Below are 25,785 nucleotides of genomic sequence, written 5' to 3'. Positions count from 1 at the left end.
ATGAAAATAAATGATGAAGTTTTTGGTGAGCTTGAATATGATTATGTCTGGAGTAGAGATACTACCATTGAGTTTTGCGGCAAAGAAGCCGATATTGCTTTGATGATAGATGGTGAAGAAGATGGTGAATTTAGTGAAAAACAGTATGCTTCGTATAATTCTTTAATACAAAATTGGGGGCATCTTCAACAAAGTATTTTGCAACCAATTTTAGATTATTACAAGCAAAAACGACATGAGCTTGGGTATGATGTTTCATATAATGAAAATTATCCTTTAATTGAAACAATTGATCAGCTTCTTGAAAGGATCAGGCTAGTGGGGATTTATGTCCCATCTGCTAGACGCTTTGAAGGCAGATATATTGGACTAACATTTGACTGTACATGGGACATGGAAAATGGGGTAGGTATTCGTCTAATAAATGAAGAAGTAGCTAGGGTAGGATACCAAGATGTTGCAATTTAAGCATTACTATTTGTTATAAATACACATAACAGAGTATGAAAAATTAGTTTGTTTTGGAAGTTAATGAAAAAACAGTAGAGATAGGTACTAGAAATCTCTGCTGTTTTTTTATGCAAATGGAAAAATTAATCTTGAAGGTTATTCCTATCGTACATACCATTGAGGTCTTTTCCTAAAGATATTGAATTTGTAAATCCATCTGATAAGGGTACGGGTGAAGCTACTAGGCTTATTCCAGGTACCCCTGGAAAGGTTACAGGAGGTAGTTATACAAAATTAGGGCAAAATTTATTGGAATCCATGGGGCTTCCGCGTTCTGCATCACGGAAAGGATATCAGGCGCAACATATAATACCTAAAAACTTAAGAAATCATCCGGTATTAAAGAAAATTGGAATGGGTATGGATCATGCTGATAACGGGATATTTTTACCGATACCAGGAAAAGATCCTAGTGCTTTGTCTAGGCATAGAGGATTTCATAGTGTATATAATAATGTGGTTAAAGATCAGTTAGATAAATTAAATATCAATCAAAGTATTAAGGAGTTGGAACAACAAGTATTTGAATTGCAACAAAAATTAAAAAAAGGTACAGAAAGTGGCTTGCCATTATACAAATCAAAGGTATTAGAAATTGGTATTGAGAAGTTTTACAAGACAAAATTAAATGAAGAAATAAAGATTTGGCAAAGAGGTGGCGGTGCTACTGAAGAACTTTGGGAAAGGTGGATAAATAAATGAAGTACGGAAAAAACACTCAATTAGTCGAAGAGGTTATTAATTTCATTACAAATTTGCAACTTTTTCATAATGAAAACCTTCTAAATCGTGATGTTGTTATGGTTAATGAGTATGAAAGAGCACAAGAATTAGCATGGTCTCAAGATTTGGATGAGGTTGAAAACGTTTGGGAAGATATTAAATCCTCAGAAGGTGGGGAGATAATAGGACAATTATATGAGCATGATTTAAACTCTATGGAGCGTCCTATAAGGGAGATTATTCAATCATCCGAGAACTATCCAGGTGATTTTGTATTACAATATATTGATATTTTTGAAGAAATAATTGGAGATTTACATATGTGTGCACTAAATCGTTTAGTAAATGGAAAAGTTGATAATTTTTATGAAAGAATCTTTGAGGTTTATAAGCTTGGGGGATGGCCTTGTGGATGGGAAGGTGAATATTCAGAAGGGAGAGTAATTGTATATTCACCAGATAAAAAATAAATTATATTTGCAGTGGAAAGAAAAAGAATAAGCTGTTAAAAAGTAAATACTCCATGATGGTTGTACCGTCATGGAGTATTATGTGCAATGATAGAATAGAAAAAGAATTACGAGCTTAGGCGAGATGACATTTTACTGGGCGATGAATATAAACCATGGAATGCATATTAAACTAACGAATTCGTACAAACACGTAAGTTTTAACGTAGTAGTTGTTACCACATATAAAAGGTGTCATACTGTTACTACAAAACTTACAAATTTATGCTGCTTAAAAACAGATGAAACTTAAAGCACTTGATTGTCTATTTGAGGCAACAAGTGCTTTAACATCAAAAGCAGGAACATTACCAGCTACAGGTGGAAATATGTACTTTACGTGGTTCTCAGTCGGAGCCGGTCTTTTGTTATTAACTCTTGGAGCAATATTATTTATGAAACGTAGAAATGCATAATTATTAAATAGTCTTTTAGACAGAAGATATGGATAGGAAATAAAGTCATAAAGAAAGGCTCTCTTTTGATTCGTTTTTTCAAAAGAGGGTCTTTTCTTAGTAACATGCTGGTTGGTAAACGAAATGTTACTAAGGAATATATGTATAGAACTAGATACAAGTAATAGTTGAGGAAAGGCCATTGTTGGAGTGGTGAAAAATAGAAATAAAATTTATGATAATTAAATAGGAGGACATAGTGAACAAGAACAGGCAGTTAATTCAACAAGTAAAAGTCGTGATACATAAGTTGGAGAAAGACTATGTGAAAGATATTAATAGTGGTATTTTACAATTAATATATAAAAGATATAAGAAAGCGTTAGAAATATTAGAGAATAACGGGGATATTAAGGGAATAACCATTGTGGGTGGCGTACGTGCATATATGGACAGTCACAATGATTATCCACATACATTATTAGAAGAATTACATAAAGCTGAAACAATCGCCAAAGAATTAACTAACAGATAGTGATAGAGGAAAAAAAAGAAGTGATAAAATAAGGGAGAAGTTTTTTACAAAAAGCAAAAAATAATTCTTGTACAATGCTTGAGAATAAGGAGAGCTATTATGAAGTTATGGCAACTTATTAAACTATAAATTTTTTGAAACTCTTCAATAAACCCTACTCAAAGTATGGAGGGTAATAAATGTCATTAGAAAAAAAGATATTTATTTTAAAAAGAATACGTTTTCTGGACCATGAAGATGATAGTATTGAGCTATTTGAGGAAATCTTAAATGAAATATTGCAAAGGGCAGATAATAAAGTAATTATTGATTTGTGCAGTGTATTTCATGATGAAATAGATGAACCTTCGATTGTTGGTGATTTAATTGAATCGATTTTTTATATAATCGAAAAAAATGGAGTTGAAGATGGTTTAAATAAAATTATTGAAGGAATAAGCATTGTTTTGCCACAAGCTAAATATTGTGCTAAAAGATTCTATAGAAGTCTTCTAGCCTCAGATGATTTTATTATTCCATTTATTAATGTATTGAAGAAGGCTAAAACTACAAATAAAGAAGACGTTATTAAAATTTTGAAAGAAATAAGTGAGAAACAACCACAACAATATTTTGAAAAAGTTGATTTGATTTGTAAAGGGGTTATTTAATACTTTAATTATAAAATAACTCTAAAGTTTGCGTGTAGGATCATGAAAATAGCTTTAATATGTTTCATTAAAATATCAATCTAGATAAATCATATGGTTAATACTATCTAGAGTGGTTTCGAAAAATATTTGAATAGCACGCCAAAAGCAATGGGCAATTTGAAACCAATTCTCGTAATGGGGTGTACTATTGAGGATTACTTTGTGTAATTCTAGCCTAGAAAAGGATTGAATATTTATTAGAAGGTGAAGTTATGTGGAGAGAGAAGATTAGTCATATATCCAAAATAAGAGAGAAACGAAATCGAAAACTCAATTTACCTATCAACGAAAAGGAGTTATCAAAATTTCGTAAATCTGTAGTAGAAAAATTTGGTGAAGATGTCCTGCCACAGCAGTACTATGAATTTTTACAAACAGTTAATGGAATTGAATTTAATGGATTAATAATATATGGGATTGACCAAAGTTTTTTAGATTTTAAGCCAATAAATCAGGTAGATAGTTTTTTTGATGCTAATGAAGTATGGGAATCAATTCAAGACGAAGATGAGCTGATTTTTTTCGGAGATTCAGATATAGCTTGGTATTGCTATAATGTGTCAAAAAAGAAATTTGTTGAGCTAGACAAGCCTTCAGGCGAGCATATGGAAACCTTTTGCGATTTTGATACTATGCTTAAATCCGCTCTCTCAGTAGCACTTAGCTAAATGTATCCGTAATCAATGTCTAACTGTTTAAGCTAGATGAAAATAATGCAGGGGGATTCTATGGAAAGTAAGGAAAAAGCGATAAAAATCTATGATTTAATTGACAATGGTGATATAGAACAAGCGAAAGAGATCATTATTACTGATAAAAGTTTACTTGATTTTGTAACGACGTTTGGAACTTGGCTACATGTTTCGGCTAGAGCTGGTAAACTGGATATGATAAAATTTCTTGTTGAATCTGGTATGGATATTAACCGTAATGAAGGTGTACCAAAGTCAGCACCTATTGCACATGCAGCTAGTGAAGGTGAAATTGGTATTGTAGAGTACTTATTTGATAATGGTGCAATATTAGATGTTAGTGATCCAAATAGAAATCCTCTATTCTCAGCGATTTATGGTGGGCATCTTAATATTGTAAAGTATCTTGTTCAGAATGGTATTGATAGTACTGTAAAGTATACAGGGGATACTATGAAAGAGATGGGAGCTTACGAATTTGCTATTGAAAGAGGGCAAGTAGAAATTGCTGAATATTTAAAAATGTACACTTGAGATGGCAGGCATATATTGATGTAATAGAAAAGTTGAAAACTAATGGTCATATTAATTTAATTACCCAATTCATTTAAAAGGAGAAATTTATATGGACTCTCAATCTGAGGTTAAGAGATTATATAGTTGTAGATTTTTAAAAAATCAATCGGAATGTGAAGAGTTTGACAGTGTATTAGAAAACTTAGCAGATTGTACTGATGAGAAGCTTATTAAAGAATTGTGTATAGTATTTGAGGATGAAACACAAGCGGAAGAGGTTATGTTTGGTCTAGTTCATTGTATTGAAAGTTTTGAAATGGAAAAATATTTAACAGAGATGCCTAAAGCTTTACCAAAAATGGTTGAGGGTGCAAAAGAGTGGGCAATGCTACTAAACAAAAGAATTTTAAATAGTGATTTATGTAGAAGTGAGTATGCTAAAGTACTTGTAGGAATGAATCATGATATACAACTAACGGTAATTAATTTACTTAATGAAATTATTGCTGATAACCCTAAAAAATTTGAGCGCACTGCCAATGAGGTTCTTAGTCAATTACAAGGAGTTCATAAAATTAAATGAATATTGTAGAACTACTGTATATAGATAAAACTAAGAACACCCTAGCGAAGAGCTAGGGTGTTTGTGTTATATAGTTTCACCATATGCTTCCGAATTAGGAGCAGGAGTAATCAACGAACCTTTTGTAGCGTTTCCTATAATAGAATGTAGGTGTTTAACATTTAAATATAGGAAGAAAAACAATTAAGCTTTTATTTTATTTAAAATGGATACTCTATTAGTAGTGAATAATAAATAATTTTGTTTTACTGTCTTAATTAAAATACGATCAGTTGTACCATATGCTGTTCCAATTCGGATTGTGCTTTTTTCTTCAACACCAGCATATGTATTATCTTCCGTTACCTCAGTGATTTCACATAATGGAATATGAATTTTAGAGAATTGCCATGAAATAATTAGTTCATCTTTTATTTTTTCAACATGAATACCTAACATATTACCAGAATCTTTCTATAATAAAATTTTACTCTTATTATTTTACTATACAAATTTATAGATTTTATTTCTATTTTTTTACAGGGGGATACAACTAACAACGAGAAAAATGTTCATAATTACTTTCATTCCTATTATAACGAATTCTACAATAGAAAACAGAACGTATATTTGGTATAATCAAAATATACTATATGAAACGATGTACATGAGTTTGGGATTTATGAAAAAAGGTAACATAATAATACATACGCTATAGGATTCAGTTCATGTTATACAAATCAATCGTTAGAAAGGAAAAGAAGTATGAATCAAATTTCATTCGAAGATTTATTTGAAGAAGAAAACAAACGAGAAAAGGTGGAGGTAGCTGAGATTCCCGTACCTTTATCGCCCCTACAAAAGGATATTTTAGAATTAATTAATTGTGAAGAAATAAGTGCACTTGAGTTATGCGAACAATTAATACGAGCTGGTAAAATATCAGATGAAAGATTCACAACGAATAAGCCTAAAGCATATGGGCAAGTATGCTTACTATTAGAAGGGTTTGTTAAAGAAGAAAAGCTTATTTTTGTCAAAAGTGATGAGAAAAGAGATAGAGTATATAAATTGAAAGACGAAGTTTTTAACGAATAAGGTGTACAAAGGGGAGTTCATTCATTTTTCTCATGAAAAAGGTGTCAATCTTACTTAGATTGGCACCTTTTTCGATAATTTAACATCTTACATACTTACGTTTGAAACCAAGTCTTCCTCTATCAAGTTCTTTCTGAATACTCTCTGTAGCATGTAGCAAACTGCTTTTTTTATTATCACGTTTGATTTCAACTATACCAACTTCTTTTGCAATCTCGACTGCTTTTTCGTGTAGTGGTACATATGAAATTGCTACTGTGTTTAGGAAATTATTCATAGCGGATTTTGTTCGTTCTGGAGAATGATGAATTGTATCTTTCACCATTTCAAGCATAGCGGAAATTTTACTTTCGGAAAATTCATTATCTTTGCGATTTCCTAAAAGCCAACAGTAGCAACTCCAGCCGGCAGACATTTTAAGCTCGTCCCCACTTGCGATCCATTGATCAGCAACGTCTTGTGCAATATTTGACTCCGATAAAGTTACTGCTACAACATAATCAGATAGCATATAAAAATAAGCCCCATCTATCCAACGATTAAAATCCGATTCACTCATAGCTTTTGGGTCGGCAATAATGCCTGCAAAATACATAGCATCGTAGTTGCCTGTGGCATAAAGTTCTTCAGCTAATTCTTGATTTAATTTTATTTTTTTAGCGATTGGTTTCATGGCACCTGTAGCTACGCCAAAAACTGGCTCATGCGCACCGTTAGATATGTATATTTTTTTCGTTCGTTCCTTACCTAGAGTTTCAAGTTCTTGCATAACTGTTTTAAAGTCCATAGCTGTGCACTTCCTTCCTTCATGTAAGAGCCTTTTTAAGTCTTTCATATTTCTTATGTTAATACTAATTGTATTCAAGAGGTATGTCTACTTTCTAAAGGTATCGAAACCAGTTAGTGATTTTGAAGACTTTAATTTTGTAACTACTACAAGCTATCTATAATGGTAAGAAGATCACTGTAAGGTAAGGAAGAATGAAAAGTATGTATAGTTTTTCCAATAAATATTTGGTATGATGGTGAATGGGAAAAATATACAAGTTGTTAGTGGCTCATAAAATGGGGATTGTATTGAAAAGAACGCTTGAATTCGTACTAGGTTTAATTGGTGGCATCATAGGAATTATTATTTCCATACTATTAATAGTTGTAGCGTTTAATATTATGGAAGGTTTTGATTATGAACTTTTAGCTTATTACTCTATTATTTTAACGGTTCAAATAGGGTTGCTTATTTTATCATGTTTAGTAAACAAGGTTAATAATAAAGTTTATGGAGTTTGTATGATTGTGATTCCTATAGTTACGTTATTTATGTCATTATTCTTTTTACTTATTCCAACAATATTACAAATTATGTCTGGTTCATTTGCATTTAGAACACTAAAGTTAGAATCGAATGTAGGATAAATGTAATTATTCACGTCTGAATATTCGGTTTATTCGATGTTTTCATTTGGAGTTCAAATTAACATAAGGTACAAAATTGTGCGCTTTAGGAGGAGAAATAGATGATTATTTGGTCTGGTTGGGGTTTTTTAGTCGCAATTATTGTAATTATTAATACTCTTTTGGGTAAGGTTATCTTTGGATCTATAACGGGGGACGCTACATATTTTCAAGACCATAGTTGGCCAATGGCAATAATGCTTATTATATCAGGGGTTATGTCTTGGTATTTAGGAAAATATATTAATAAGCCAAATGGGAAAGTTTATATAGATGCCGAAACTGGTGAAAAAGTTATGTTCACCAAAAAGCACTCACTATTTTTTATAAAAATGGAATATTGGGGACCGATTCTAGGGGTTATTGCGATTGTAACTTTAATTACAAGATAAAAAAAGAGGATGGGTATAGTAAGAGTAATTTATCCAAGTAAAAGGAGAAATCAGTCATGAATGCAAAGAAACTACTAGGGGTAGCAGTTCCGGTCATGTTGTTATTTGGTTGTGGAGTGTCTGAGAAAACGAACACTTCTAAACAGGAGAAAACAGAAGAGTCTAAAGTAAAAGAATCGAAGTCTAATAGTAAGAAAGAAAAAGTTTCAAAGGAAGACTATCCTAATAAAGTGTATAAATTAGGGGTAGAGTTTGATAAGTTGTTTGCGGAGCATAACAACATTATGAGAGAGGTTTTTGACGGTAAGAAAAAGAAATCAGATATAGTAGATAGTGTGAAAGAATTAAATAAAGTGTTAGATAAATTTGAGTCGATAGATCCGCCTGCAGAGTATGTAAATCAACAAAAGGATTTTGGAAAAGCAATTGGTTATTTTAGAGAGTCTTTTTCTTTAATAAATGAAGTATTCACCCGAAAAGAAAAAAGAGAAAAAGGTGATAAAACTGATAAAGAGTTAATGGAGAAATCCGAAAAGTTAGTGAAAGAAGGAGATATTTACTGGCTTAAGGCATTCAAAGATCTTGAAGGAGATATTAAAATCGGTGACGGTACAGTATCTGTGAAAGATTTGAAAGAGTTAGATAAGAAAGCTGGAATTAATACGGATAACGTTATGAAGAATGTGAAAGATGGTACGGAATTAATCGGTAATTGGGGATTCAAAGGAACAGACGGTTTCATTATGTCACTCATTCTAAAAGGTGATAAGACATTTGAAACGTATGGTAAAGGTGAGTATCCAAATAAAAAGAATTATATTGAAGGCACTTGGGAATATGATAAGGAAGCTTTTACAATCTATTTACATCTCAATAAACGTTTAGTAGACGGTGTAGAAGATACAATTCAAAAAAAGAAAATAGCATATAAAGTTCAAGATTATGATGGGGAAAACTTACGATTATTTAATGAGGCTTCATTCAATACAATTAAATATGTGAAGCAAAGGTAAAGTTATGTAGGACTAGGTTTAAATGGCCTGGTCCTTAATTAAATTATGGGAATGCAACTAATATTTTATCGTTGGCTTTGCCTATTTTATATCATGTTATTATTTAATAAATTGATAAATGGAATTTAAATGTAAGTATGAGGAGTTGCTTATAAATGATAAAGAAATTTACTACAGTAGTACTAACTACGGTGATGCCAATTAGTCTTATCATGGGTTGTGGGAACGCTGAAAAAACTAAAGCACAAGAGACGAAGGCGGTACAATCTGAGAATAAGGATTATATGGATTATTCATATGGTAGCAAAGGTATATTAGTAAGCAGCAAAGCGAAAGAACGTCAACAATACGAGGTTGGATTTATAGATGGCAACAAGTTAATAGGTATTGATGAAAATATTGAGGACTGTATTATTTTAGATAATAAAGATGAAGCAAGTCTCGTTTGGAAGCAAGTAGAGCGGGGAGCTATTATTGAAGTGCAATTTGGTAAGGACCGCAATGATATCGTAGGCGTACAATTAGTAGGAGATCGTGATCCATATGAAATTAGTGATAAGTTTGATCGGAATACGATAAATGAGATTGTTGAAAATGTTAAAAGGAATTTGTAATAGATGTATTTCGATAGTGTATAGGATCTCTTATCATGAAATTGTGAATCAACGGCATTTTAATATGAAAATGCCGTTGATTTGTGTTAAAAAGTACATGCTATTCTATAGTCTTGTAGAAAAACACGTATTAAATATAAATAAATTATTCTTCTTTCAGCTTTGATGATCGCCGTAAGGTTATTATCCAAAATAAAAGAGCGCAAGCACTAACAGATACACCTAATATACATACTCCATCCCAACCATATTTTGCATACGTATTTGTTGAAAGAATTGCACCTGTTGCACTACCGATAGAATAAAAAATCATGTAACTGGCAGTAAGTCGGCTTCTTGCTTCGGGACGCACTGTGAACAGCATGCTTTGATTGGTGACATGTACAGCTTGAACAGCTAAATCTAAAAGGATAATGCCGAAAACAAGTAACAATAGAGAGTGGTTAATAGATTTAATTAGGAGCCATGAGAGTGTTAATAATGATAACGCTATGCCAGTTGTTCTTTGTCCTAATCCTTTATCAGCTAATTGTCCAGCTTTAGTAGCAGCTAATGCACCCGCCACTCCAGCAAGACCAAATGCACCAATAGCTGTATGTGAAAGATTGTGTGGTGTAGCACTTAGAGGCAATACTAAAGAAGTCCATAAAATACTGAATGAAGTGAAAATAAGCAATGCTAATATTCCGCGAATGCGTAAAAGTCGTTCTTCTATAAATAATAAGAAAACAGAGTATATTAATTTTCGGTAAGATAGAGTTGTCACTTTTTTATGTTCAAGAGTAGGCAAATTTCGGTGTAACAAAAAAGTTACGCAGAGTAAAAGAATAGCAGAGGTGAGATAAACGGACCGCCATCCAGCTAAATCCGTTAATATGCCTGCAAATGTACGAGCAAGGAGAATACCTATTACAACGCCACTTGTAACGGAACCTACTATGCGTCCACGTTCAGCTGGATTAGCTAAAATTGATGCATATGCGACGAGTGTTTGCGTAACAGTTGCAAGAATTCCTACTAAGGCCATACCTATAAAAAGTACGATGGTTGAGGGAGCGACTCCAATTATAATTAAAGCGATAACGGATAAAAGCATGTGCGCAATAATAAGTTTCTTTTCGTTTAATAAGTCACCAAGTGGAACGAATAAAAGTAATCCAAGTGCATAACAAACTTGAGTAATAGTAATTACAATACCGATAGTTGAATGGCTAATCTTAAATTCATTTGATAAAGAATCAAGTAGTGGATGAGCGAAGTATATATTTGCAACAGCCATCCCGCAAGCAATTGCGAATAATAGAGTCATATAACGAGACATTGTTGCATGAACAGGTGAATGTATCTGAGTGTGAGTATGTTTTCGAATGGTCACCATTTTTTCTTTACTATTCATAAAATCAGCTCCTTTTTGTATTATCGAAAATAACGTACCGAACGGTATGTTATTTGTAAGTAAAATATAATCTCGAAGAAATATATATGTCAAGTTTATTTTGAGTTAATTATGATTTTTTGACATGTCGTTTATAATCTAATACGATATATAATATACCGATTGGTACATAAATGGTGATGTGTAATTTTAATAATCAGTTGTAGAAAGGAGATGGTTTTAAATGGCACGACTACGTGAATTTGATGAAGAAAAAGCTTTAGATGCTGCTATGCAACTTTTTTGGGAGAAGGGATACGCAGCTACTTCATTAAGCGATTTAACTGCTAAAATGGAAATACAAAAGCCGAGTTTATATTCAGCCTTTGGTGATAAAGAGGGTTTATTTGAAGCGGCATTAAGGAGATACACAAATTTACATGCGGCTACTATACGAACAAAACTTCAAAACGAACAATCTGTAAAAGAAGCTATTCGGACGTTCTTTGAAAATATGGTGGAAGAGGAATATAAAAAAGAGTTTAGTAAAGGTTGTTTTTGTATTAACACAATGGTTGAACTTGCTCCTCATAATGAAAAATTTGAAGTACTGACTAGAGAACATCAAATGTATCTTACAGTTATTTTTCAAGAATTAATTACGAAGGGAATTCAATCAGGAGAACTACAAAATGATTTGAACGCTAAAGCAGTAGCGCAAACATTAGTCACGTCCTTAATTGGATTAACAGTGTTAATGAAATCACGTCCAGAACGTTCTGTTATAGAAAATTCGGTATCGATAATAGTATCGTTAGTAAAATGATCTTTGACTGAGGTGTTAATCAGCAAATTAGATAATAAGAAAGTCGATTGCTTATTAACATAAGCAATCGACTTGTTATAATTATTTATCCCGCTTTAATGGGCAGTAAGACCCCCGCCTCAAAATTCAGCGAAAGCAAAGAAGTTAGGCGGGGGATCAACTGCCCATAAAAGTCCGATTGGTGAGGGCTGATAATCAGTGGGGGATGAAGAAAACTCCCACTGATTAAAGTTTCACTTTATTTTGTAAGTTGTCTTTCCAAAAATTATAGCTATTATCAATAACGTCTTTTAATTTGAAATAGTTTTCCCAAGTATCTTGCACATGGTAGATCGTAAGAATGTAAAAATGTTAATATTTTCAAAGAGAGAAAGTACAAAGAAACAGGATTTATTTTATAGATACTTGATCGTTATGAAAAATTATAAAGATCCTTCTTGTTGAAGAAAATCAGTAAACGGTATCCTAATCTATTTTTGAGAAGTAGTAGTGTGTATGAGGATAAGTGCTTTTGACGGCAATTGCAATTGGTTATAAAATAATGTCTGTTAAGGAATTTTATAGAAACTATCATTCACCTGCTGGGGACAAAATGCAAGTATTTATAAAAGGGGGGAATAAACATAGTTTTATACATACATAGTAGATTTATAGTCTTTCGCTAATGAGAAAATAAAGGGAGGTTAGGATACTTATACGAACTGTGTAGGTATTTCATACAGCAATGAATATTAAAAAAAGAGTAATCACACTATCAACAAGTTTAGTAATGTTAGGGAGCGCCCCTTTAGCAATATCAGCAGAAGAGAATAAAAATCTTCAAACGGATCAACTTCGTATTGCACAAGGGGAAGTTGGAACGAGCGGATTAAGTTATTCGAATTTTAATCTAGAAACTCCAGATCACATGCAAATTAACGAAGCGGAAGTATCAGAGAATGAGAAAATTCTTTTAGAAGAATATAAACATAAGCATGATGAAACAGAAGAGTTACATAAAATGAAAGAAGCGAAAATAGGTCAAGTAGCGGAAGATGAAGCGATTTCAAATATTGAAAAGGCTTTTGAACATGTAGATGGTCGAAATGATGGTTCCACTCGCGAAATGAAGCCAGTTGAAAAGCCAAGAGCTATTCAATATAGTGCATCGATGACTACGAAGAAATATGGAACACTTGCAGGTGTCCCGTTTGTAGAGTGGATTGTTCCAGCCGGAAATCCTGATATTCGCCCGGCTAATCCGATGAAAGCACGTTATATTACAATTCATGAGACTGCAAATACAGCTCGTGGTGCGAATGCTGAAAATCATGCGAAGTATTTGTATAAACAAGCAACGGAAGGTACGTTCCGAACAGCTTCATGGCATTTTACAGTAGACGATAAACAAATCTATCAGCACTTACCAACAAATGAAAATGGTTGGCATGCAGGAGATGGTGATGGATCAGGAAACAGAGAGTCTATCGGTATTGAAATTTCAGTTAACCAAGATGGAGATTATAATAAAGCGTTAGAGAATGCGAAGCGACTTGCGGGATATTTAATGAACAAAGAGGGAATTAGTGCGGACCACATTTATAGGCATCAACAATGGAGCGGAAAAAACTGTCCTGATATTTTAATTTCTCGTGGAAATTGGAATGGGTTCGTACAAGGTATTCAATGGTATGCAAATATTAATGCACAAATTGACGCGCCTTTACAAGAAAGAAACGAGCGATTTGATTCAAATGAATTTAATCCAGCGGAGCCTAGTATGGAGCTAGTCGTTAATGGTGACGGTATAAATGTACGTAGCGGTGCAGGACTTGAACATCAAACCGTTCGTAAGGCTTCAAAAGGTGACCGTTACAAAGTGTTAGCAGTTAAAAACGGCTGGTATAAAGTAGGTAATAATGAGTGGATCTTCTATAATCCAAGTTGGATTAAGATAAACTATAATGTACCAAAAGAAGAAGTACAAAAACCAAAAGATGATATTACAGGTGGATGGTTTGAAGGACATATTCGTAAACTATACAGTCTAGGTATTATGAGCGGGGAAGGAAATGGTGTATTTGCGCCTTATCGTAATGTAACGAGAGCTGAGTTTGCGACATTAATCTCAAATGCTCTTCAATTACCAGAAGGAAATAAAACATTTGTAGATATTAACAAAGCGCATCCGTCACTTCATAATGGTATAAAGCGTAGTGCAAGTGCAGGAATTATTAGCGGTCGTGGTGGAGGCATTTTTGACCCGAATGCACCAATCACTCGTGAAGAAGCATCAGTTATGATTGACAAGGCATTACAGTATAAAGGTGTTACAGGTAATGTAGTCGCATTACCATTTAGTGATCAACATTCGATCGCATACAAACAGCCTGTTCAGCGATTATACAGCTTACAGGTAGTTACTGGTGTTGGAGATAACAAGTTTAATCCTAAAGGTACAACAACTCGTGGTGAGGCAGCTGCCTTTTTAGTGAAGATGTTAGATGTAAGTCAAAAATAGAAAGAATGGTAAAGGAGCTATCCAAAATGAAAATTTGGAACAGCTCCTTTTTTTTAGCCCCTATGAAGCCCCTTCCAAGCCCCTTATAAGCACCTACCAAGTAATAAATCACTAAGAAAAAACAAAACAAAAACAAAAACAAAAACAAAAACAACTACAAGAACAAAAAAGCACGAAAAAATAAAACCGTCGTTGTAGTAGTTAAAAAAATTTGGAATTCAAACGCAAAAACCAAGCCCTCCGTCCTATATGTATATGGAAGGATTGAAATCTGCCTTTTGATGAATAAAAGGAGGAGGTAAACATATGGCGGTGTACCGTAATGTGCAAGTGAACTTTTGGCAAGATGAATTCATATTAGATTTAACGCCAGAGGAGCGTTATTTTTATATATATTTGTTAACTGGTACAAAAACGAAGCAATGTGGAATTTACGTATTACCGAAGCGTGTTGCTGAACTGGAAACAGGCTACAGTATGGAAACTGTTGAGAAGTTGTTAAGTAGATTTGTGGAATACGGGAAGATTTTATATGATGCGGAAACGAAAGAGGTATACATACTAAATTGGCTACACTATAACCCTATTGTAAATACGAATGTAGAAAAGTGTGTGTTACGTGAATTAAAGACTGTGAAAAATAAAGAGTTCGTACATATGTTTTTACGTACATGTCTAGAAGAAGAATGGAAGATTCCATTGTTATTAGAGTATTTTGGTATGCCGGCAGAAGAGGATAATAGTAGTTTAGAAGTAGTTGCTGAGGAGGAAGTTATAGAAGAGGATACTTCGCATAGTGAGGTTTATAAGTTTTACGAACGACATATAAGTAGTCTATCTCCCTATATCGTGAAGGAATTGAAAGAGTGGATACAAAAAGTTTCAGGAGAGAGAGTATTAGAGGCTCTGAAGATTGCGTTTGAACAGAATAAGCGAACACTTGCTTATGTGAAGGGGATTTTGAGGAATTGGTGTAGCAAATATGGTGGAGAGAAGAGTGTAATGGGAAGTTTAGAGAGAAGGAGAAGTGTTTTGAGTAGTGTGTTTTAATTTACATTAACTTAATATAGAATGTATGTTCGTTTTTCGTGAGTTTTATGATATACTAACAAGTAAATAAGGGTATTTTTATAGATGCGGGGGAACAAAGTTTGACTACAAATACAGTTCAGTTGTTTCAATATATTCATATGACAGAAGAGCAGGAACAATTATCATTACGTTATTTAAAAACGAGAGATGATGAGATTTTAAATTATATACAACTAACGACAATTAGAGATCAGAATAGAAGCGATTTTGCAAAGAAGTTTATAAATGATTTTAGGAAAGTATATAAACAAGATCCGGCTTTCTTTCGGTTATTTTATTATTTGTTAGGGGAGCAATTGTTAAATGTTCTTATAATAAGGTTTAAATATGTGGATTTTGCTAATATGAAAATTTATTTAGAAAAAAGCGAGCTTTCTTTAGATAAACTTGTAGGAAGTGCATGTAAATATTTAACTAATATTTCAAGTTATGTGGAAGAAGCGTATATTTTTCTTCGAGAATTAATAGGTGAGAATCCAAATTATATAGAAGAGCTGCTATTAAAATTATCAAACCAACAGCAACTATCACTACTTCTCGTAATGTTTGAAGTAGATTATGAGAGGTTCCATACATATAGCTCTTTATTGGACGAGAGATTAGAAGAACATGCTGAATTTATATTAAATTTGCATGGAGAAAAGGAAAAGATTGAAGCAGTTGAAAGATATATAAAAGGTGAAAGCGATAGGGAATTATTTTTAGGTGCAAATTTACCAGAATATATTTGGCGACTATTATTTAATATTCATCAGGCATCAAATATTGCGAGGCGGTATGTTGAAATATTTGCGAAGAAAAACGTTTGGGGTTTTATGAATCATGCTACGCGTTACGTGTGTCAAGCTCTTGATCAGCCTGAAAACTATAAAAGAACTGGTAGTGTAAATAAGAAAACGTATGATGAAATTCAAAGTTTTTGTAAACAGTTTTGGATTTCTGAGGAAAGATTCTTTGCACACCGCCTGAGGCAACATAATTTAAATAGTGAAGAATTTTGTAAGACGTATGAATATGAAATGTTATGCTCTGTGTCGGAAGACAATCCTGAATTTGTTCAACGTACTTTGCAATATGTAAGTAAAATTAATTATCTTATTATCGCACGAATGTTAGCTGAAAAAGGACATGGGTTAAATAGAGGGAGAATGCGAGAAGAATTTTTTGTCGCTGCTTTGCAACTTAAGTTGTCTACGGTGCGGGATACGTATCGTGATTATTTACTAGGGAAATTGTCATTTGATGAAATGAAGCAAATACTTAAAAATCCGAAATATAGAAATATGTATTGGGATATGCCAGTTTTAGAAGTTGTACTTCTTTGGGATATAGATGATGTGGTAAAAAGAGAAGCGGCACTCACCTTGCAATTTGGAGATGTTTATAGTGTTTATTTATATGAACTTCTGTATGAGTGTTCAGCTAGAGGGATAGAACCAGAAAAAATAATAGAAGATCTACTTTCTTACGGGCTAAGTAAAGAAAAGCTGATTGATTATTCAGTTGAGCAAGTCTCACATTATGTAGAAGAGAGAAATAAAGCGAAGGAAGCGCTCGTTACGATCATTGTAAAAGAACAGGCATACATAATGGAACGATTTGATACGTATTCTGCTGAGGCAAAAGCGTATGTTCTGAATGAATTAGCAAGAGATAACAAGGCTGAAATACGTCCGGTTTTAATTAAAAACTTAGGTGATTCATCTAAAAAATTACGTAAGTCTATAGTTGAACTACTTTCAAAAGACATAGAAGCGGCAGAATATGTAGCAGCTGAACTTCATAATAAAAAGAAAATTGTTCGTGAAAATGTGATGAAAATATTGCTAGAGTATAAGATTGAAACATATATGCAGCTTGTACAAGAAGCATTGAAAGAAAAGAAAAATGCCTCTTTTGTTGAGAAATTTGCACCGTTACTGGAAGTGGGGAGGAACTCAGAAAATATAGAAGAAATTTGTGGTCATATAGTAACGGAACAAAAAAGAAACTCACTTCTGCAATTGATTGGGGATGAACCACAAATCCGTCTTCGTCATTCAAATGAAATTGCGGATGCTACAATTCCATTAGCTTATATACAACAGTACATTTCAGATTCTGTCATCGAAAAGAAAGAGGCGGCTGAAGTAATTGGTAGTAGTTTAAACGAACAAGACTTAAAAGAATATGTACAAGCAATATATCAAATGTGGATTTCTCAAGATGCAGATGTGAAGAAACGCGGTATTCTCTCTTTATATGGAATATATAGTGATGACAAAATGGTCGGTATACTTAAAAAGCAAATCGATGAATGGGTGCTCGATATGAGAGGGAAAATTGCAGCTGATGCTGTTCGTGCTCTAGGTTTGTCCTCATCTAAGCTTGCACTTATGTTTATTCATGCAATGGCATTTAAATATAAACATAAACAAGTGCGTAATGCGGCAAAAGAAGCACTAAGTCTTGCTGCGAAAGCACGTGGTATAACGGAAGAAGAGTTGGAAGATCAACTGGTACCAGATCTTGGTTTTAATATATGTGGCGAGAAGAAGATTGATTTTGGGAATAGATGTTTTACTGCTATTTTAACTTCTGAGTCAAAAATAGAATTGGAGACAGAAGAAGGAAAACGTATGAAGTCACTTCCAAAGCCGAATACAAAAGATGATATAGAAAAAGCTGAATTAGCTAAGAAAGAGTTAGCCGCTTTAAAGAAAGAGCTTCGAAATGCTCTTTCCATGCAGAAACAACGTTTGGAAGCTGCTCTGTCATTAAAACGCTATTGGTCATATGATACGTGGAATTCGATATTTTTGGAAAATCCAATTATGAAGCAATTTGCCACTTCACTTATTTGGGGTGAGTATGCGGAAGGCGAGTTACTGAAAATGTTCCGTTATGCAGAGGATGGTACCTTTTATTCAATAATAGGAGAGAAACATGAAGTTTCATCTGGGACTGTAATCGGTTTAATTCATCCGCTAGAATTATCTGGAGCGGAAAAGGAAATGTGGAAAGAGCAACTGGGAAACTCGAAAATTGTTCAGCCATTCCTACAAATTGAACGTCCAGTGTTTGTAGGAGAGGAAAACGATAAGGTTACTGTTGAGAGGTTTGGCGGTATTTTATTAAATGGTCGCTCGTTATTCGGTAAGATGACGAAACTTGGGTGGATTCGCGGTTCGGTTCAAGATGGCGGTGTGTATTATACGTTTTATAAAGAAGATACTCGCACTGGGTTAGGAGCGCAACTGTCATTTAGCGGAGCACCGATTGGCTATGAAGATGAAGAGGATATATGTGTGTATGACATTGAATTTTATAGGTCAGGTACAGTAAAACGAGGTTCATATGAATACGATGAAATTGATGATGAAAGACGCATTGTACCAAAACAAATAGATAAGCGCTTCTTTAGTGAAATATTATATGATGTGCAATTAGCGACCGATTCAAATCTTGGTCATAATGAAAGCTGGCGTAACAAACGTTAAGAAAACCCCCTTCATTTGTAGAAAATGAAGGGGGTTTTTCAATTTTTCTAAAAGGTTCTTCCTTAAATAGGAGCGAATAGTTTGAGAAAGGAGGGGTTATATGGAAGTCGTCATAAAGAAGAAACGAACTAGAGGGAAGAGAATTTTCATTTGGTCTAGTAGTATCGTTCTTTTGTTCGTTATTTGTACAGTGATTTTTTTGAACATATATACACTTAGTTCTGTGCCAAAGATAGATGGAACGATAAAGCTAGAGGACATACAACATGCTGTTACTGTAAAGCGAGATAGTAAAGGGGTACCGCATATTAAAGCGGAAAATGCACATGATTTATATTTTTCGCAAGGGTATGTACAAGCGCAAGATCGTTTGTTTCAAATGGATTTAAGTAGAAGGCAAGCTTCTGGGATGTTAAGTGAAGTGATAGGGGAAGCAGCTCTTGATAGAGATAAATTGTTTCGAACGCTCGGTTTACGGCGAGCAGCCGAAGCGTCTGTTAGTCAATATGACGGAGAAGCGAAATATGCTCTGCAGTCATTTGCTGATGGGGTGAACGCTTTTATACGCGAAGCAAAAGAGGAAAAGAGATTGCCGGTTGAGTTTACTATATTAGGTTATGAACCTGCTGAATGGTCTATTGTTGATACGTTAACGATTGGAAAGTATATGGCGTTTGATTTAGGCGGACATTGGCACGGACAGGCGTTTCGATATTGGGCGCTGAAAAATTTACCGAAAGAGCAAGCAAATGAGCTATTTCCTACATATCCGAAAGATGCGCCTAGATTGCTAGCTGAACTGAAAAATACAAATGTGGACGTAGCACAAAGTTTTGCAAAAACGATCATTCCGCCAGAGTTTAACGGTAGTAATAACTGGGTCATAAGCGGTGAGAAGAGTGCGTCTGGTAAGCCAATTTTAGCGGATGATCCTCATTTATCTCTTGCGACGCCTTCTATTTGGTATCAATCACAACTTGAAATGAAAGATTTACATGTGAGTGGCGTTATTTTCGCTGGAGTACCGGGTGTTATATTAGGACACAATGACAAAATAGCATGGGGCGTTACGAATACAGGTCCTGATGTGCAAGATTTATATATTGAGAAGCGAAATCCTAATAATGATAATGAATTTTTGTATAACGATAAGTGGGAAAAAGCTACAGTTGTTGATGAATCGATTAAAGTAAAAGGCGGGAAAACAATTCCTTATAATGTTACTGTTACGAGGCACGGTCCAATCATTTCAGAGTTTGCGGATAAAGGGAAAGAGAAAACGAAAACAGTATTCGCTTTGAAATGGACTGCTTTGGAGCCTTCCGCTGAATTAAAGGCTGTTTTAAATATGAATAAAGCGAAAGATTGGAATGAGTTTGAAACGGCGCTTCAAGACTTTCATACACCAACTCAAAACTTTGTATTTGCATCAAATGATGGCACAATTGCTTATAAAGCGAACGGAAATATACCAGTGCGTAAAAAAGGAGATGGGAGTTTACCAGTACCAGGGTGGACAGATGAATATGAGTGGGAAGGGTATATCCCATATGATCAACTGCCAAAAGTAATCAATCCAAAACAAGGGTTTATTTCAACTGCGAATAATAAAATTGTGGATGATAATTACCCGTACCATATTAGTAATACGTGGGCGCAGCCATATAGACAAATGCGTATTCAAGAGTTTTTACAAGAGAAGGAAAAATATACGGTGAAAGATTTAGAAGAGTTACAGATGGATCAAAAAAATTTATATGGGAAAGAGTTTACTCCTATATTGTTAAAAGAGTTAAATAAAGTATCTTTAAATGAAGTAGAGAAAGAAGGCGTAAAACAATTAACAAAGTGGAATTTTTATGATAGTAAAGATGAAGCGGCACCATTACTCTTTCATTTATTAATGAAAGAGATTTCGAATACGTTATTTTCAAAAGAAATACCGAAAGATGTAATGGAGTTATTTGAAGGGAAGTCACAAGTTGTTGATGAATTGATTCGAAAAGAAGTAGCAGGAGAAAACGGCGCTTGGTTTACGAAGTACGGCGGATTCACGAAAGTTGTGCATACATCGTACGAAAATGTAATGAAGAAATTGCAGAAGGAATATGGACCGAATGTTGCGGAGTGGAAGTGGGGCGATTACCATCAACTAGCTTTTACACATCCAATTTCAAAATCATCTAGTATGTTAGCATTACTTGCATTTAATCGTGAAGCACCAGTTCCAATTGGCGGTAGCCAAGTTACCGTTCAAGCAGCGAGTTACGGAGAAAACGGTATTGTCAATCACGGAGCTTCTTGGCGATTTGTGATTGATACGAAAGATATGTCAAATGGTTATCATATCGTAGGGCCAGGACAATCGGGACATTTTAGAAGTGATTGGTACCATGATCAAATCGATGATTGGGTAAATGGAACGTATCATACGACTACGTTGAATACGGATGGGATAGAGGGGAAAGTGTTAACTTTAGAGCCGAAGTGATAATATCTCCACTGATGGAAATTGTTAAATTAGAACATAACCAAGTTCTTAAGTAATTTTAAAAGCCTACTATCAGTTAAATTGATAGTAGGCTTTTGTATTTTAGAGGATAAGATTCAATGATTTTATTATGACAAAACAGTAAATGTTTTAACATTTACTTATACGATAACGGGCCTTATTTACTCTGTTACAAAAGAAACCACACAAAGCGTTCTGTTTCTTTGTTACTCATTTTTATATACCGCAAAACATGTTGTTATTTAATAATTCCAATTTCTAGAGCCTTTTGAACAGCTTCTTCTTTGTTACGGACTCCTAACTTTGTATAAGCTGTGGAAGCATAATTTCTGACTGTGCCACTCGATAAATATAATCTTGATGCTATGGTAGTGTAACGAAGTCCTTTTGCTACTAGCTGCAATATTTCTATCTCCCTAGCTGTTAGTTCATAAGCGGTTGCTTTTGATTGTGGTGTCTCTTTTTGCTCATCAAACTTCTCAAATATTTTGTGAGACATTTCCTGATCAATTAGTGTCCCACCTTTGTGAATAAGTCGGATCGTATTAGCTAGCTCCAACGTTTCAATAGATTTAAGTAAAAAACCATCCGCACCGTTGCGAAGTGATTCCAATGCCTGTTTGGTATCTTGAAACGTTGTAAAAATCAATACGCGGATATGTGGCCATTGTTGCTTAATCTTTTTGGTTGCTTCGATTCCATCCATGTGCTGCATATCTAAATCCATAAGTATAACATGGGGTTGAAGGCGCCCACACAAATCGATGGCTTGATTGCCATCCTCAGCCAAGCCGACTACATTTAAATCTTCATATCTATCGAGTAGTGTCCTCAAACTTTCCCGAACAAATGGCTGATCGTCTACAATTAACAAACGAATAAGTCCATCTTTTATTTCAGTTTGTCGCGGTATGGTGCATGTAACAAGCATTCCTTCCTCTGGTTTTGTATATACAGATAAATGACCTTGCAAATTCATTGCCCGTTCTTTCATCGCATTCATACCGAAGCCTTCTTGCCATTCTACATTTCCTTTTCCATTATCTTGAACTTCTAACCTCGTATATTGTTCGTCAAACTGCAATGAAACTATAATTTCAGTCCCTTGACCATGACGTACTGCATTCGTAAGAGACTCCTGTAAGCAACGAATGAATGCAATCTTCGCTTGCCGAGATAGTTGATATTCCTCTCCGAATGTCCTAAAACTTACATTTACCTGAGCGTGCTCCTGAAATTCGGCTCCAAGATTTTGTAGAGATTGAATTAAGGAAGGCGATTGACACGGAGAATCCATTTGATGTAGGTAACCTCTCACGTCCTCAATACTTTTACGTCCCATTTCAAGCAGAGAATCTAGCCTCTGTATACCCATCTCAGTAGCAAGTTCGGTACGCAACGTTTCCATCCCCATAATAATAGAAGTATAAGCGTGACCAACTGTATCATGAAGCTCACTTGACAGTCTGTTCCGTTCTTCTGCCAGTGTAATACGTTCAATCTGAGACATATATTGCTCAAGTACCGCGTTTTGTTTACGAATCGCTTCATTTTGCTTATGATTGACGATTAATAAATGGAAAGCGAAGCCCATTACATAAGCAAGTCCATAGTTGGTAACCATAATCCAATAGCTATTACTTGGCGCAACCGCATAGAAAATTCCAGTTGTTATAAAAACTGTTGTTGGAGCTGTCCAATAATAGGACAAATGCTGACTATTCGCAGCAATCAGAAAAACCGATATAAGAAATGTAACGTTAGCTCCTGGAAATAAAGAAGTTAAATATATACACAGTCCACCATATAGCAGTATTTCTGTGAACAAATAATATTTATAATTGAATAGTAAGGCTACCCATGGAATAGAGAAGGCAATAATTTCCCAAAGAATAATAATCCAAATTGGCAATGTTAAACTATCCTGAAAATCTAATGTGGTTATGGCGATAGAGACACTAACAAGTATACGGACTCCTAACATAATCCAATCGTACCAAAACCAATACTTAACCATATCTAACAAGTCATTTACCCCCTAAGTAGCCTACCTTTTTACTTCCTATATTATAAATTAATCCTTCATACATTGTTATACTTTTTAATTTCACACTGCAATTCTCTCACAGAAGGCAAACTTCTATTGATTTAGTTGCCGGATCATGCTACGTGTATAGCCCCCGATTTTCTTTGTCAAACGATCTACTATTTTAATACTTATGGAGGTAAATGCTATACCCATAAACATTACAATGAGTGACTTAGTAAAGGTATCTATCTGTATGAATATAATGTTCATTTCGATGTATTGATACAGTAGTGGTGCCAACAGCAACATAAGTGGCATTACATAAAAAATGATTGCGCTAATGAGACTGAACATACCAATTACTAATTTCTGCATTAGCCAAAAGACAGCAGACCAATTGCGACGATCAGTAAGCACTAATTTTACCTGAGCCCAGTTCGATGTATCTATTGTTATACTTCTATCATAAGAGTCTGTTGAAATATCTGTATAAATTTTCGTCTGTATGCGCTCGAATTGGATAAAAGGTGTCGTAGTCTGTAGTACGCGTATAACTAGTGGAATCCCAATTACCGTAAATGAAAGGGTGAAGCTGAATAGCAGAGCTATTAGATAAAAACAAAAATAAAACAATCCTGTAACGAAAGTTAGCAATAAAAAATAACCATTCTGGATGAATCTTGATTTCATAAAGTTCTCGCTCCTATCTATGTAATAACCGAATTGTACTGCTTTTTTTGTCATTCTCACTAGTGTAAAAGTGTCATATGACATTTTTAAATGATGCTAAAAAGGGGAGAGTAACCTACTTCTGGTTAAAAAAGATGCTTATATGAATCAACATAAAACAATCCCGTTCTTGCAGATGCAAGAACGGGATTGTTTTGTACTTTTATTTAATATGAGATGGACTTGTTTTTCGAATATGAAACATAATATCAAATTGCTCAAGCAATGACGTATCAAAGTATGCCGATTCGTTCGGTAAAAGTCGTGCCCCTATACTTAGTAATGGTCTTTTTGCTTTAACCCATTTCTCTGCTGGTCCTTTAAGGTGACGGTTATCCAATAAAAACATTTTATATGGTACTTTTCCAAGGGTATAATTGAAACTATTTACATCTTGTGGAATCGGATCCGTTTTAATCTTATCTTGGGTGTCGCTGTATAAGGTAAAATGCCCCTCCGTAGTTGTACTGCCAATTGTGACATAATTATTGTCTAAACGTTCCTTCAAATTCTGCCCCGCAACATAAGGGTATAATTTCTCATCGATAATTCCTTTAGCTATATGAATATTGTGTCCCCATACCATCGTTTTACCACCCAATGTCTCTTGTGCCCACATTACATGATCTGCCAAGTATTGCTCATGTAGCTTTAACATACTTGGATAGTCGTTAGGAATTAGCATTGTTGTAAATTTCTCTATTGCACTTGCCGTTGCTTTCGCCCAGATGTACTCGGGTGAAGCTATTTCTGTGTTGGCTTGCCCGTTCTCATCTTTTAGTAATTGAGCTACTCTCTCAGCGTTTGCTTTGAACTTTTCCTTTATTTCAGGAGCAAGGTCCATATATTCCTGTAAACCTCCATTAAAAGCCGACAATTCTTTATAATTTTCTTCTACTTCTGCCAGCAAATCTGGTCGATGCAGCCTTACATAATCAATTACTTTATTAAAGCAGCCTTGGTCCAACTCCTTTAAGTCGAGCCCAATAAATTGGATCTTTTTTTTATTGGATGGATCAGCATTATAATCTTTCATCCACTCAATCATGGCTATAATTTCATCAGTAGGATATAAATAATTTAAAAATTCCCTAGGGTTTCCTTTTCCTGTTTGGATATATTCATTTAGTTTTAAGCCGTTTCCCCAATCTTCTTCCATTGTGAAATTTGTAAAACCCATCTCAGTAACCAAATATTTCACAAGGCGAAACTTCATAGTAAAAATTTCAGAGCTTCCATGAGTATTCTCTCCTAATCCTACATATTGTGCGCTCCCAATCATTTTCTTAAGTGGTTTTAAATCCTCAAATGATTTTGACGGCTCTATCGTTTTTAATGGGTAAGCCTGTGATTGTATGGATTTAACTATATTTTTTTGGATTGATTGACCTGAATTTTCGACTGCTACTGTTTGAGCCTTTCCTACTTCTACACATCCTGTGACTAATAAAGCTGTACTAACCATTGCAATTATGCTTTTCTTATTCATTTTTTCCACCTCAATTGAATTATTTGTAAAAGCAAGATTGATTCATGT

At 34.3% G+C, this 25,785-nt stretch carries 24 protein-coding genes and 1 pseudogene; 19 read left to right on the top strand and 6 right to left on the bottom strand.

What is annotated here, in order from left to right:
• The 9 genes and pseudogenes from MHB74_RS15795 (at position 1) to MHB74_RS15755 (ending at position 5,155) form a co-directional block, all read left to right on the top strand.
• A complete protein-coding gene (locus tag MHB74_RS15795; protein ID WP_017673907.1) occupies positions 1-468 on the top strand; it encodes a DUF6985 domain-containing protein in 468 nt (155 codons plus the stop codon).
• A 159-nt stretch (positions 469-627) separates the two neighbouring features.
• Positions 628-1,212, top strand: a complete 585-nt coding sequence (locus MHB74_RS15790) for an AHH domain-containing protein (protein ID WP_061679928.1) — start codon at positions 628-630, stop codon at positions 1,210-1,212.
• Positions 1,209-1,703 carry a hypothetical protein gene (locus tag MHB74_RS15785; protein ID WP_061679929.1) on the top strand — a complete coding sequence of 165 codons (495 nt, stop codon included), beginning with the start codon at positions 1,209-1,211 and terminating at the stop codon, positions 1,701-1,703. The genes MHB74_RS15790 and MHB74_RS15785 overlap by 4 nt, the downstream gene beginning before the upstream one ends.
• A 329-nt stretch (positions 1,704-2,032) precedes the next feature.
• Positions 2,033-2,158: pseudogene (locus MHB74_RS15780) on the top strand (LPXTG cell wall anchor domain-containing protein); the annotation flags it as partial.
• Between the two features lie 238 nt (positions 2,159-2,396).
• A complete protein-coding gene (locus MHB74_RS15775; protein WP_061679930.1) occupies positions 2,397-2,672 on the top strand; it encodes a hypothetical protein in 276 nt (91 codons plus the stop codon).
• 179 nt (positions 2,673-2,851) lie between these two features.
• Positions 2,852-3,322 carry an Imm30 family immunity protein gene (locus tag MHB74_RS15770; protein WP_061679931.1) on the top strand — a complete coding sequence of 157 codons (471 nt, stop codon included), beginning with the start codon at positions 2,852-2,854 and terminating at the stop codon, positions 3,320-3,322.
• A 254-nt stretch (positions 3,323-3,576) separates the two neighbouring features.
• Positions 3,577-4,032: a YrhA family protein gene (locus tag MHB74_RS15765; RefSeq protein ID WP_061679932.1), complete on the top strand. Its 456-nt coding sequence runs from the start codon at positions 3,577-3,579 to the stop codon at positions 4,030-4,032.
• 60 nt (positions 4,033-4,092) lie between these two features.
• Positions 4,093-4,590, top strand: coding sequence for an ankyrin repeat domain-containing protein (locus MHB74_RS15760; protein WP_061679933.1), 498 nt, complete (start codon positions 4,093-4,095; stop codon positions 4,588-4,590).
• Between the two features lie 91 nt (positions 4,591-4,681).
• Complete coding sequence (locus MHB74_RS15755) at positions 4,682-5,155, top strand: Imm30 family immunity protein (protein ID WP_061679934.1); 474 nt, start codon at positions 4,682-4,684, stop codon at positions 5,153-5,155.
• Between the two features lie 183 nt (positions 5,156-5,338).
• On the opposite strand, the gene MHB74_RS15750 is transcribed toward MHB74_RS15755, so the two are convergent.
• Positions 5,339-5,593 carry a SunI/YnzG family protein gene (locus MHB74_RS15750; protein ID WP_061679935.1) on the bottom strand — a complete coding sequence of 85 codons (255 nt, stop codon included), beginning with the start codon at positions 5,591-5,593 and terminating at the stop codon, positions 5,339-5,341.
• Positions 5,594-5,899: 306 nt separating this feature from the next.
• On the opposite strand from MHB74_RS15750, the gene MHB74_RS15745 reads away from it, so the two are divergent.
• Entirely contained in the window at positions 5,900-6,232 is a 333-nt protein-coding gene (locus MHB74_RS15745) for a DUF3895 domain-containing protein (protein ID WP_061679936.1), read from the top strand.
• A 79-nt stretch (positions 6,233-6,311) separates the two neighbouring features.
• Here the strand turns inward: MHB74_RS15745 and MHB74_RS15740 are convergent, their stop codons facing one another.
• Entirely contained in the window at positions 6,312-7,019 is a 708-nt protein-coding gene (locus MHB74_RS15740; RefSeq protein ID WP_061679937.1) for a DNA alkylation repair protein, read from the bottom strand.
• Positions 7,020-7,309: 290 nt separating this feature from the next.
• On the opposite strand from MHB74_RS15740, the gene MHB74_RS15735 reads away from it, so the two are divergent.
• The 4 genes from MHB74_RS15735 (at position 7,310) to MHB74_RS15720 (ending at position 9,706) form a co-directional block, all read left to right on the top strand.
• On the top strand, positions 7,310-7,648 hold the full coding sequence (locus MHB74_RS15735; protein ID WP_000831563.1) for a DUF4064 domain-containing protein: 339 nt from the start codon (positions 7,310-7,312) through the stop codon (positions 7,646-7,648).
• Positions 7,649-7,749: 101 nt separating this feature from the next.
• Positions 7,750-8,079, top strand: a complete 330-nt coding sequence (locus MHB74_RS15730; RefSeq protein WP_061679938.1) for a hypothetical protein — start codon at positions 7,750-7,752, stop codon at positions 8,077-8,079.
• 56 nt (positions 8,080-8,135) lie between these two features.
• Complete coding sequence (locus MHB74_RS15725) at positions 8,136-9,092, top strand: DUF3994 domain-containing protein (protein ID WP_061679939.1); 957 nt, start codon at positions 8,136-8,138, stop codon at positions 9,090-9,092.
• A gap of 155 nt (positions 9,093-9,247) precedes the next feature.
• On the top strand, positions 9,248-9,706 hold the full coding sequence (locus MHB74_RS15720; RefSeq protein ID WP_061679940.1) for a hypothetical protein: 459 nt from the start codon (positions 9,248-9,250) through the stop codon (positions 9,704-9,706).
• A 145-nt stretch (positions 9,707-9,851) separates the two neighbouring features.
• Here the strand turns inward: MHB74_RS15720 and MHB74_RS15715 are convergent, their stop codons facing one another.
• Positions 9,852-11,102 (bottom strand): MFS transporter, encoded by a 1,251-nt coding sequence (locus tag MHB74_RS15715; RefSeq protein ID WP_061679941.1) that lies wholly within the window; start codon positions 11,100-11,102, stop codon positions 9,852-9,854.
• 223 nt (positions 11,103-11,325) lie between these two features.
• Between MHB74_RS15715 and MHB74_RS15710 the strand changes: the two genes are divergently transcribed.
• The 5 genes from MHB74_RS15710 (at position 11,326) to MHB74_RS15690 (ending at position 21,469) form a co-directional block, all read left to right on the top strand.
• Positions 11,326-11,907, top strand: coding sequence for a TetR/AcrR family transcriptional regulator (locus MHB74_RS15710; RefSeq protein WP_061679942.1), 582 nt, complete (start codon positions 11,326-11,328; stop codon positions 11,905-11,907).
• Between the two features lie 724 nt (positions 11,908-12,631).
• On the top strand, positions 12,632-14,407 hold the full coding sequence (locus MHB74_RS15705) for an S-layer homology domain-containing protein (protein ID WP_061677787.1): 1,776 nt from the start codon (positions 12,632-12,634) through the stop codon (positions 14,405-14,407).
• A 306-nt stretch (positions 14,408-14,713) separates the two neighbouring features.
• Positions 14,714-15,457: a DnaD domain-containing protein gene (locus tag MHB74_RS15700; protein WP_061677786.1), complete on the top strand. Its 744-nt coding sequence runs from the start codon at positions 14,714-14,716 to the stop codon at positions 15,455-15,457.
• A 101-nt stretch (positions 15,458-15,558) separates the two neighbouring features.
• A complete protein-coding gene (locus MHB74_RS15695) occupies positions 15,559-18,978 on the top strand; it encodes a DUF4132 domain-containing protein (protein WP_061677785.1) in 3,420 nt (1,139 codons plus the stop codon).
• Between the two features lie 100 nt (positions 18,979-19,078).
• Positions 19,079-21,469 (top strand): penicillin acylase family protein, encoded by a 2,391-nt coding sequence (locus MHB74_RS15690; protein ID WP_061677784.1) that lies wholly within the window; start codon positions 19,079-19,081, stop codon positions 21,467-21,469.
• Between the two features lie 259 nt (positions 21,470-21,728).
• Here MHB74_RS15690 and MHB74_RS15685 read toward each other — a convergent pair whose 3' ends face one another.
• The 3 genes from MHB74_RS15685 to MHB74_RS15675 form a co-directional block, all read right to left on the bottom strand.
• Entirely contained in the window at positions 21,729-23,516 is a 1,788-nt protein-coding gene (locus MHB74_RS15685) for a helix-turn-helix transcriptional regulator (protein WP_061677783.1), read from the bottom strand.
• A gap of 114 nt (positions 23,517-23,630) precedes the next feature.
• Entirely contained in the window at positions 23,631-24,209 is a 579-nt protein-coding gene (locus tag MHB74_RS15680; protein ID WP_061677782.1) for a sensor domain-containing protein, read from the bottom strand.
• A gap of 202 nt (positions 24,210-24,411) precedes the next feature.
• The gene (locus MHB74_RS15675) at positions 24,412-25,737 is read right to left on the bottom strand and encodes an erythromycin esterase family protein (RefSeq protein ID WP_061677781.1); all 1,326 of its coding nucleotides are present in this window, start codon (positions 25,735-25,737) and stop codon (positions 24,412-24,414) included.
• Positions 25,738-25,785 lie beyond the last annotated feature (48 nt).

Source organism: Bacillus sp. FSL K6-0069, assembly GCF_038007785.1.
Taxonomy (GTDB): domain Bacteria; phylum Bacillota; class Bacilli; order Bacillales; family Bacillaceae_G; genus Bacillus_A; species Bacillus_A mobilis.
This window is presented reverse-complemented; position numbering and strand designations above follow the sequence as displayed.

Excerpts from the sequence above, each read along its gene's own strand:
- MHB74_RS15795 (WP_017673907.1), top strand. The coding sequence starts at position 1 with ATGAAAATAAATGATGAAGTTTTTGGTGAGCTTGAATATGATTATGTC.
- MHB74_RS15785 (WP_061679929.1), top strand. The coding sequence starts at position 1,209 with ATGAAGTACGGAAAAAACACTCAATTAGTCGAAGAGGTTATTAATTTC.
- MHB74_RS15770 (WP_061679931.1), top strand. The coding sequence starts at position 2,852 with ATGTCATTAGAAAAAAAGATATTTATTTTAAAAAGAATACGTTTTCTG.
- MHB74_RS15765 (WP_061679932.1), top strand. The coding sequence starts at position 3,577 with ATGTGGAGAGAGAAGATTAGTCATATATCCAAAATAAGAGAGAAACGA.
- MHB74_RS15760 (WP_061679933.1), top strand. The coding sequence starts at position 4,093 with ATGGAAAGTAAGGAAAAAGCGATAAAAATCTATGATTTAATTGACAAT.
- MHB74_RS15755 (WP_061679934.1), top strand. The coding sequence starts at position 4,682 with ATGGACTCTCAATCTGAGGTTAAGAGATTATATAGTTGTAGATTTTTA.
- MHB74_RS15750 (WP_061679935.1), bottom strand. The coding sequence starts at position 5,593 with ATGTTAGGTATTCATGTTGAAAAAATAAAAGATGAACTAATTATTTCA.
- MHB74_RS15745 (WP_061679936.1), top strand. The coding sequence starts at position 5,900 with ATGAATCAAATTTCATTCGAAGATTTATTTGAAGAAGAAAACAAACGA.
- MHB74_RS15740 (WP_061679937.1), bottom strand. The coding sequence starts at position 7,019 with ATGGACTTTAAAACAGTTATGCAAGAACTTGAAACTCTAGGTAAGGAA.
- MHB74_RS15730 (WP_061679938.1), top strand. The coding sequence starts at position 7,750 with ATGATTATTTGGTCTGGTTGGGGTTTTTTAGTCGCAATTATTGTAATT.
- MHB74_RS15725 (WP_061679939.1), top strand. The coding sequence starts at position 8,136 with ATGAATGCAAAGAAACTACTAGGGGTAGCAGTTCCGGTCATGTTGTTA.
- MHB74_RS15720 (WP_061679940.1), top strand. The coding sequence starts at position 9,248 with ATGATAAAGAAATTTACTACAGTAGTACTAACTACGGTGATGCCAATT.
- MHB74_RS15715 (WP_061679941.1), bottom strand. The coding sequence starts at position 11,102 with ATGAATAGTAAAGAAAAAATGGTGACCATTCGAAAACATACTCACACT.
- MHB74_RS15710 (WP_061679942.1), top strand. The coding sequence starts at position 11,326 with ATGGCACGACTACGTGAATTTGATGAAGAAAAAGCTTTAGATGCTGCT.
- MHB74_RS15705 (WP_061677787.1), top strand. The coding sequence starts at position 12,632 with ATGAATATTAAAAAAAGAGTAATCACACTATCAACAAGTTTAGTAATG.
- MHB74_RS15700 (WP_061677786.1), top strand. The coding sequence starts at position 14,714 with ATGGCGGTGTACCGTAATGTGCAAGTGAACTTTTGGCAAGATGAATTC.
- MHB74_RS15690 (WP_061677784.1), top strand. The coding sequence starts at position 19,079 with ATGGAAGTCGTCATAAAGAAGAAACGAACTAGAGGGAAGAGAATTTTC.
- MHB74_RS15680 (WP_061677782.1), bottom strand. The coding sequence starts at position 24,209 with ATGAAATCAAGATTCATCCAGAATGGTTATTTTTTATTGCTAACTTTC.
- MHB74_RS15675 (WP_061677781.1), bottom strand. The coding sequence starts at position 25,737 with ATGAATAAGAAAAGCATAATTGCAATGGTTAGTACAGCTTTATTAGTC.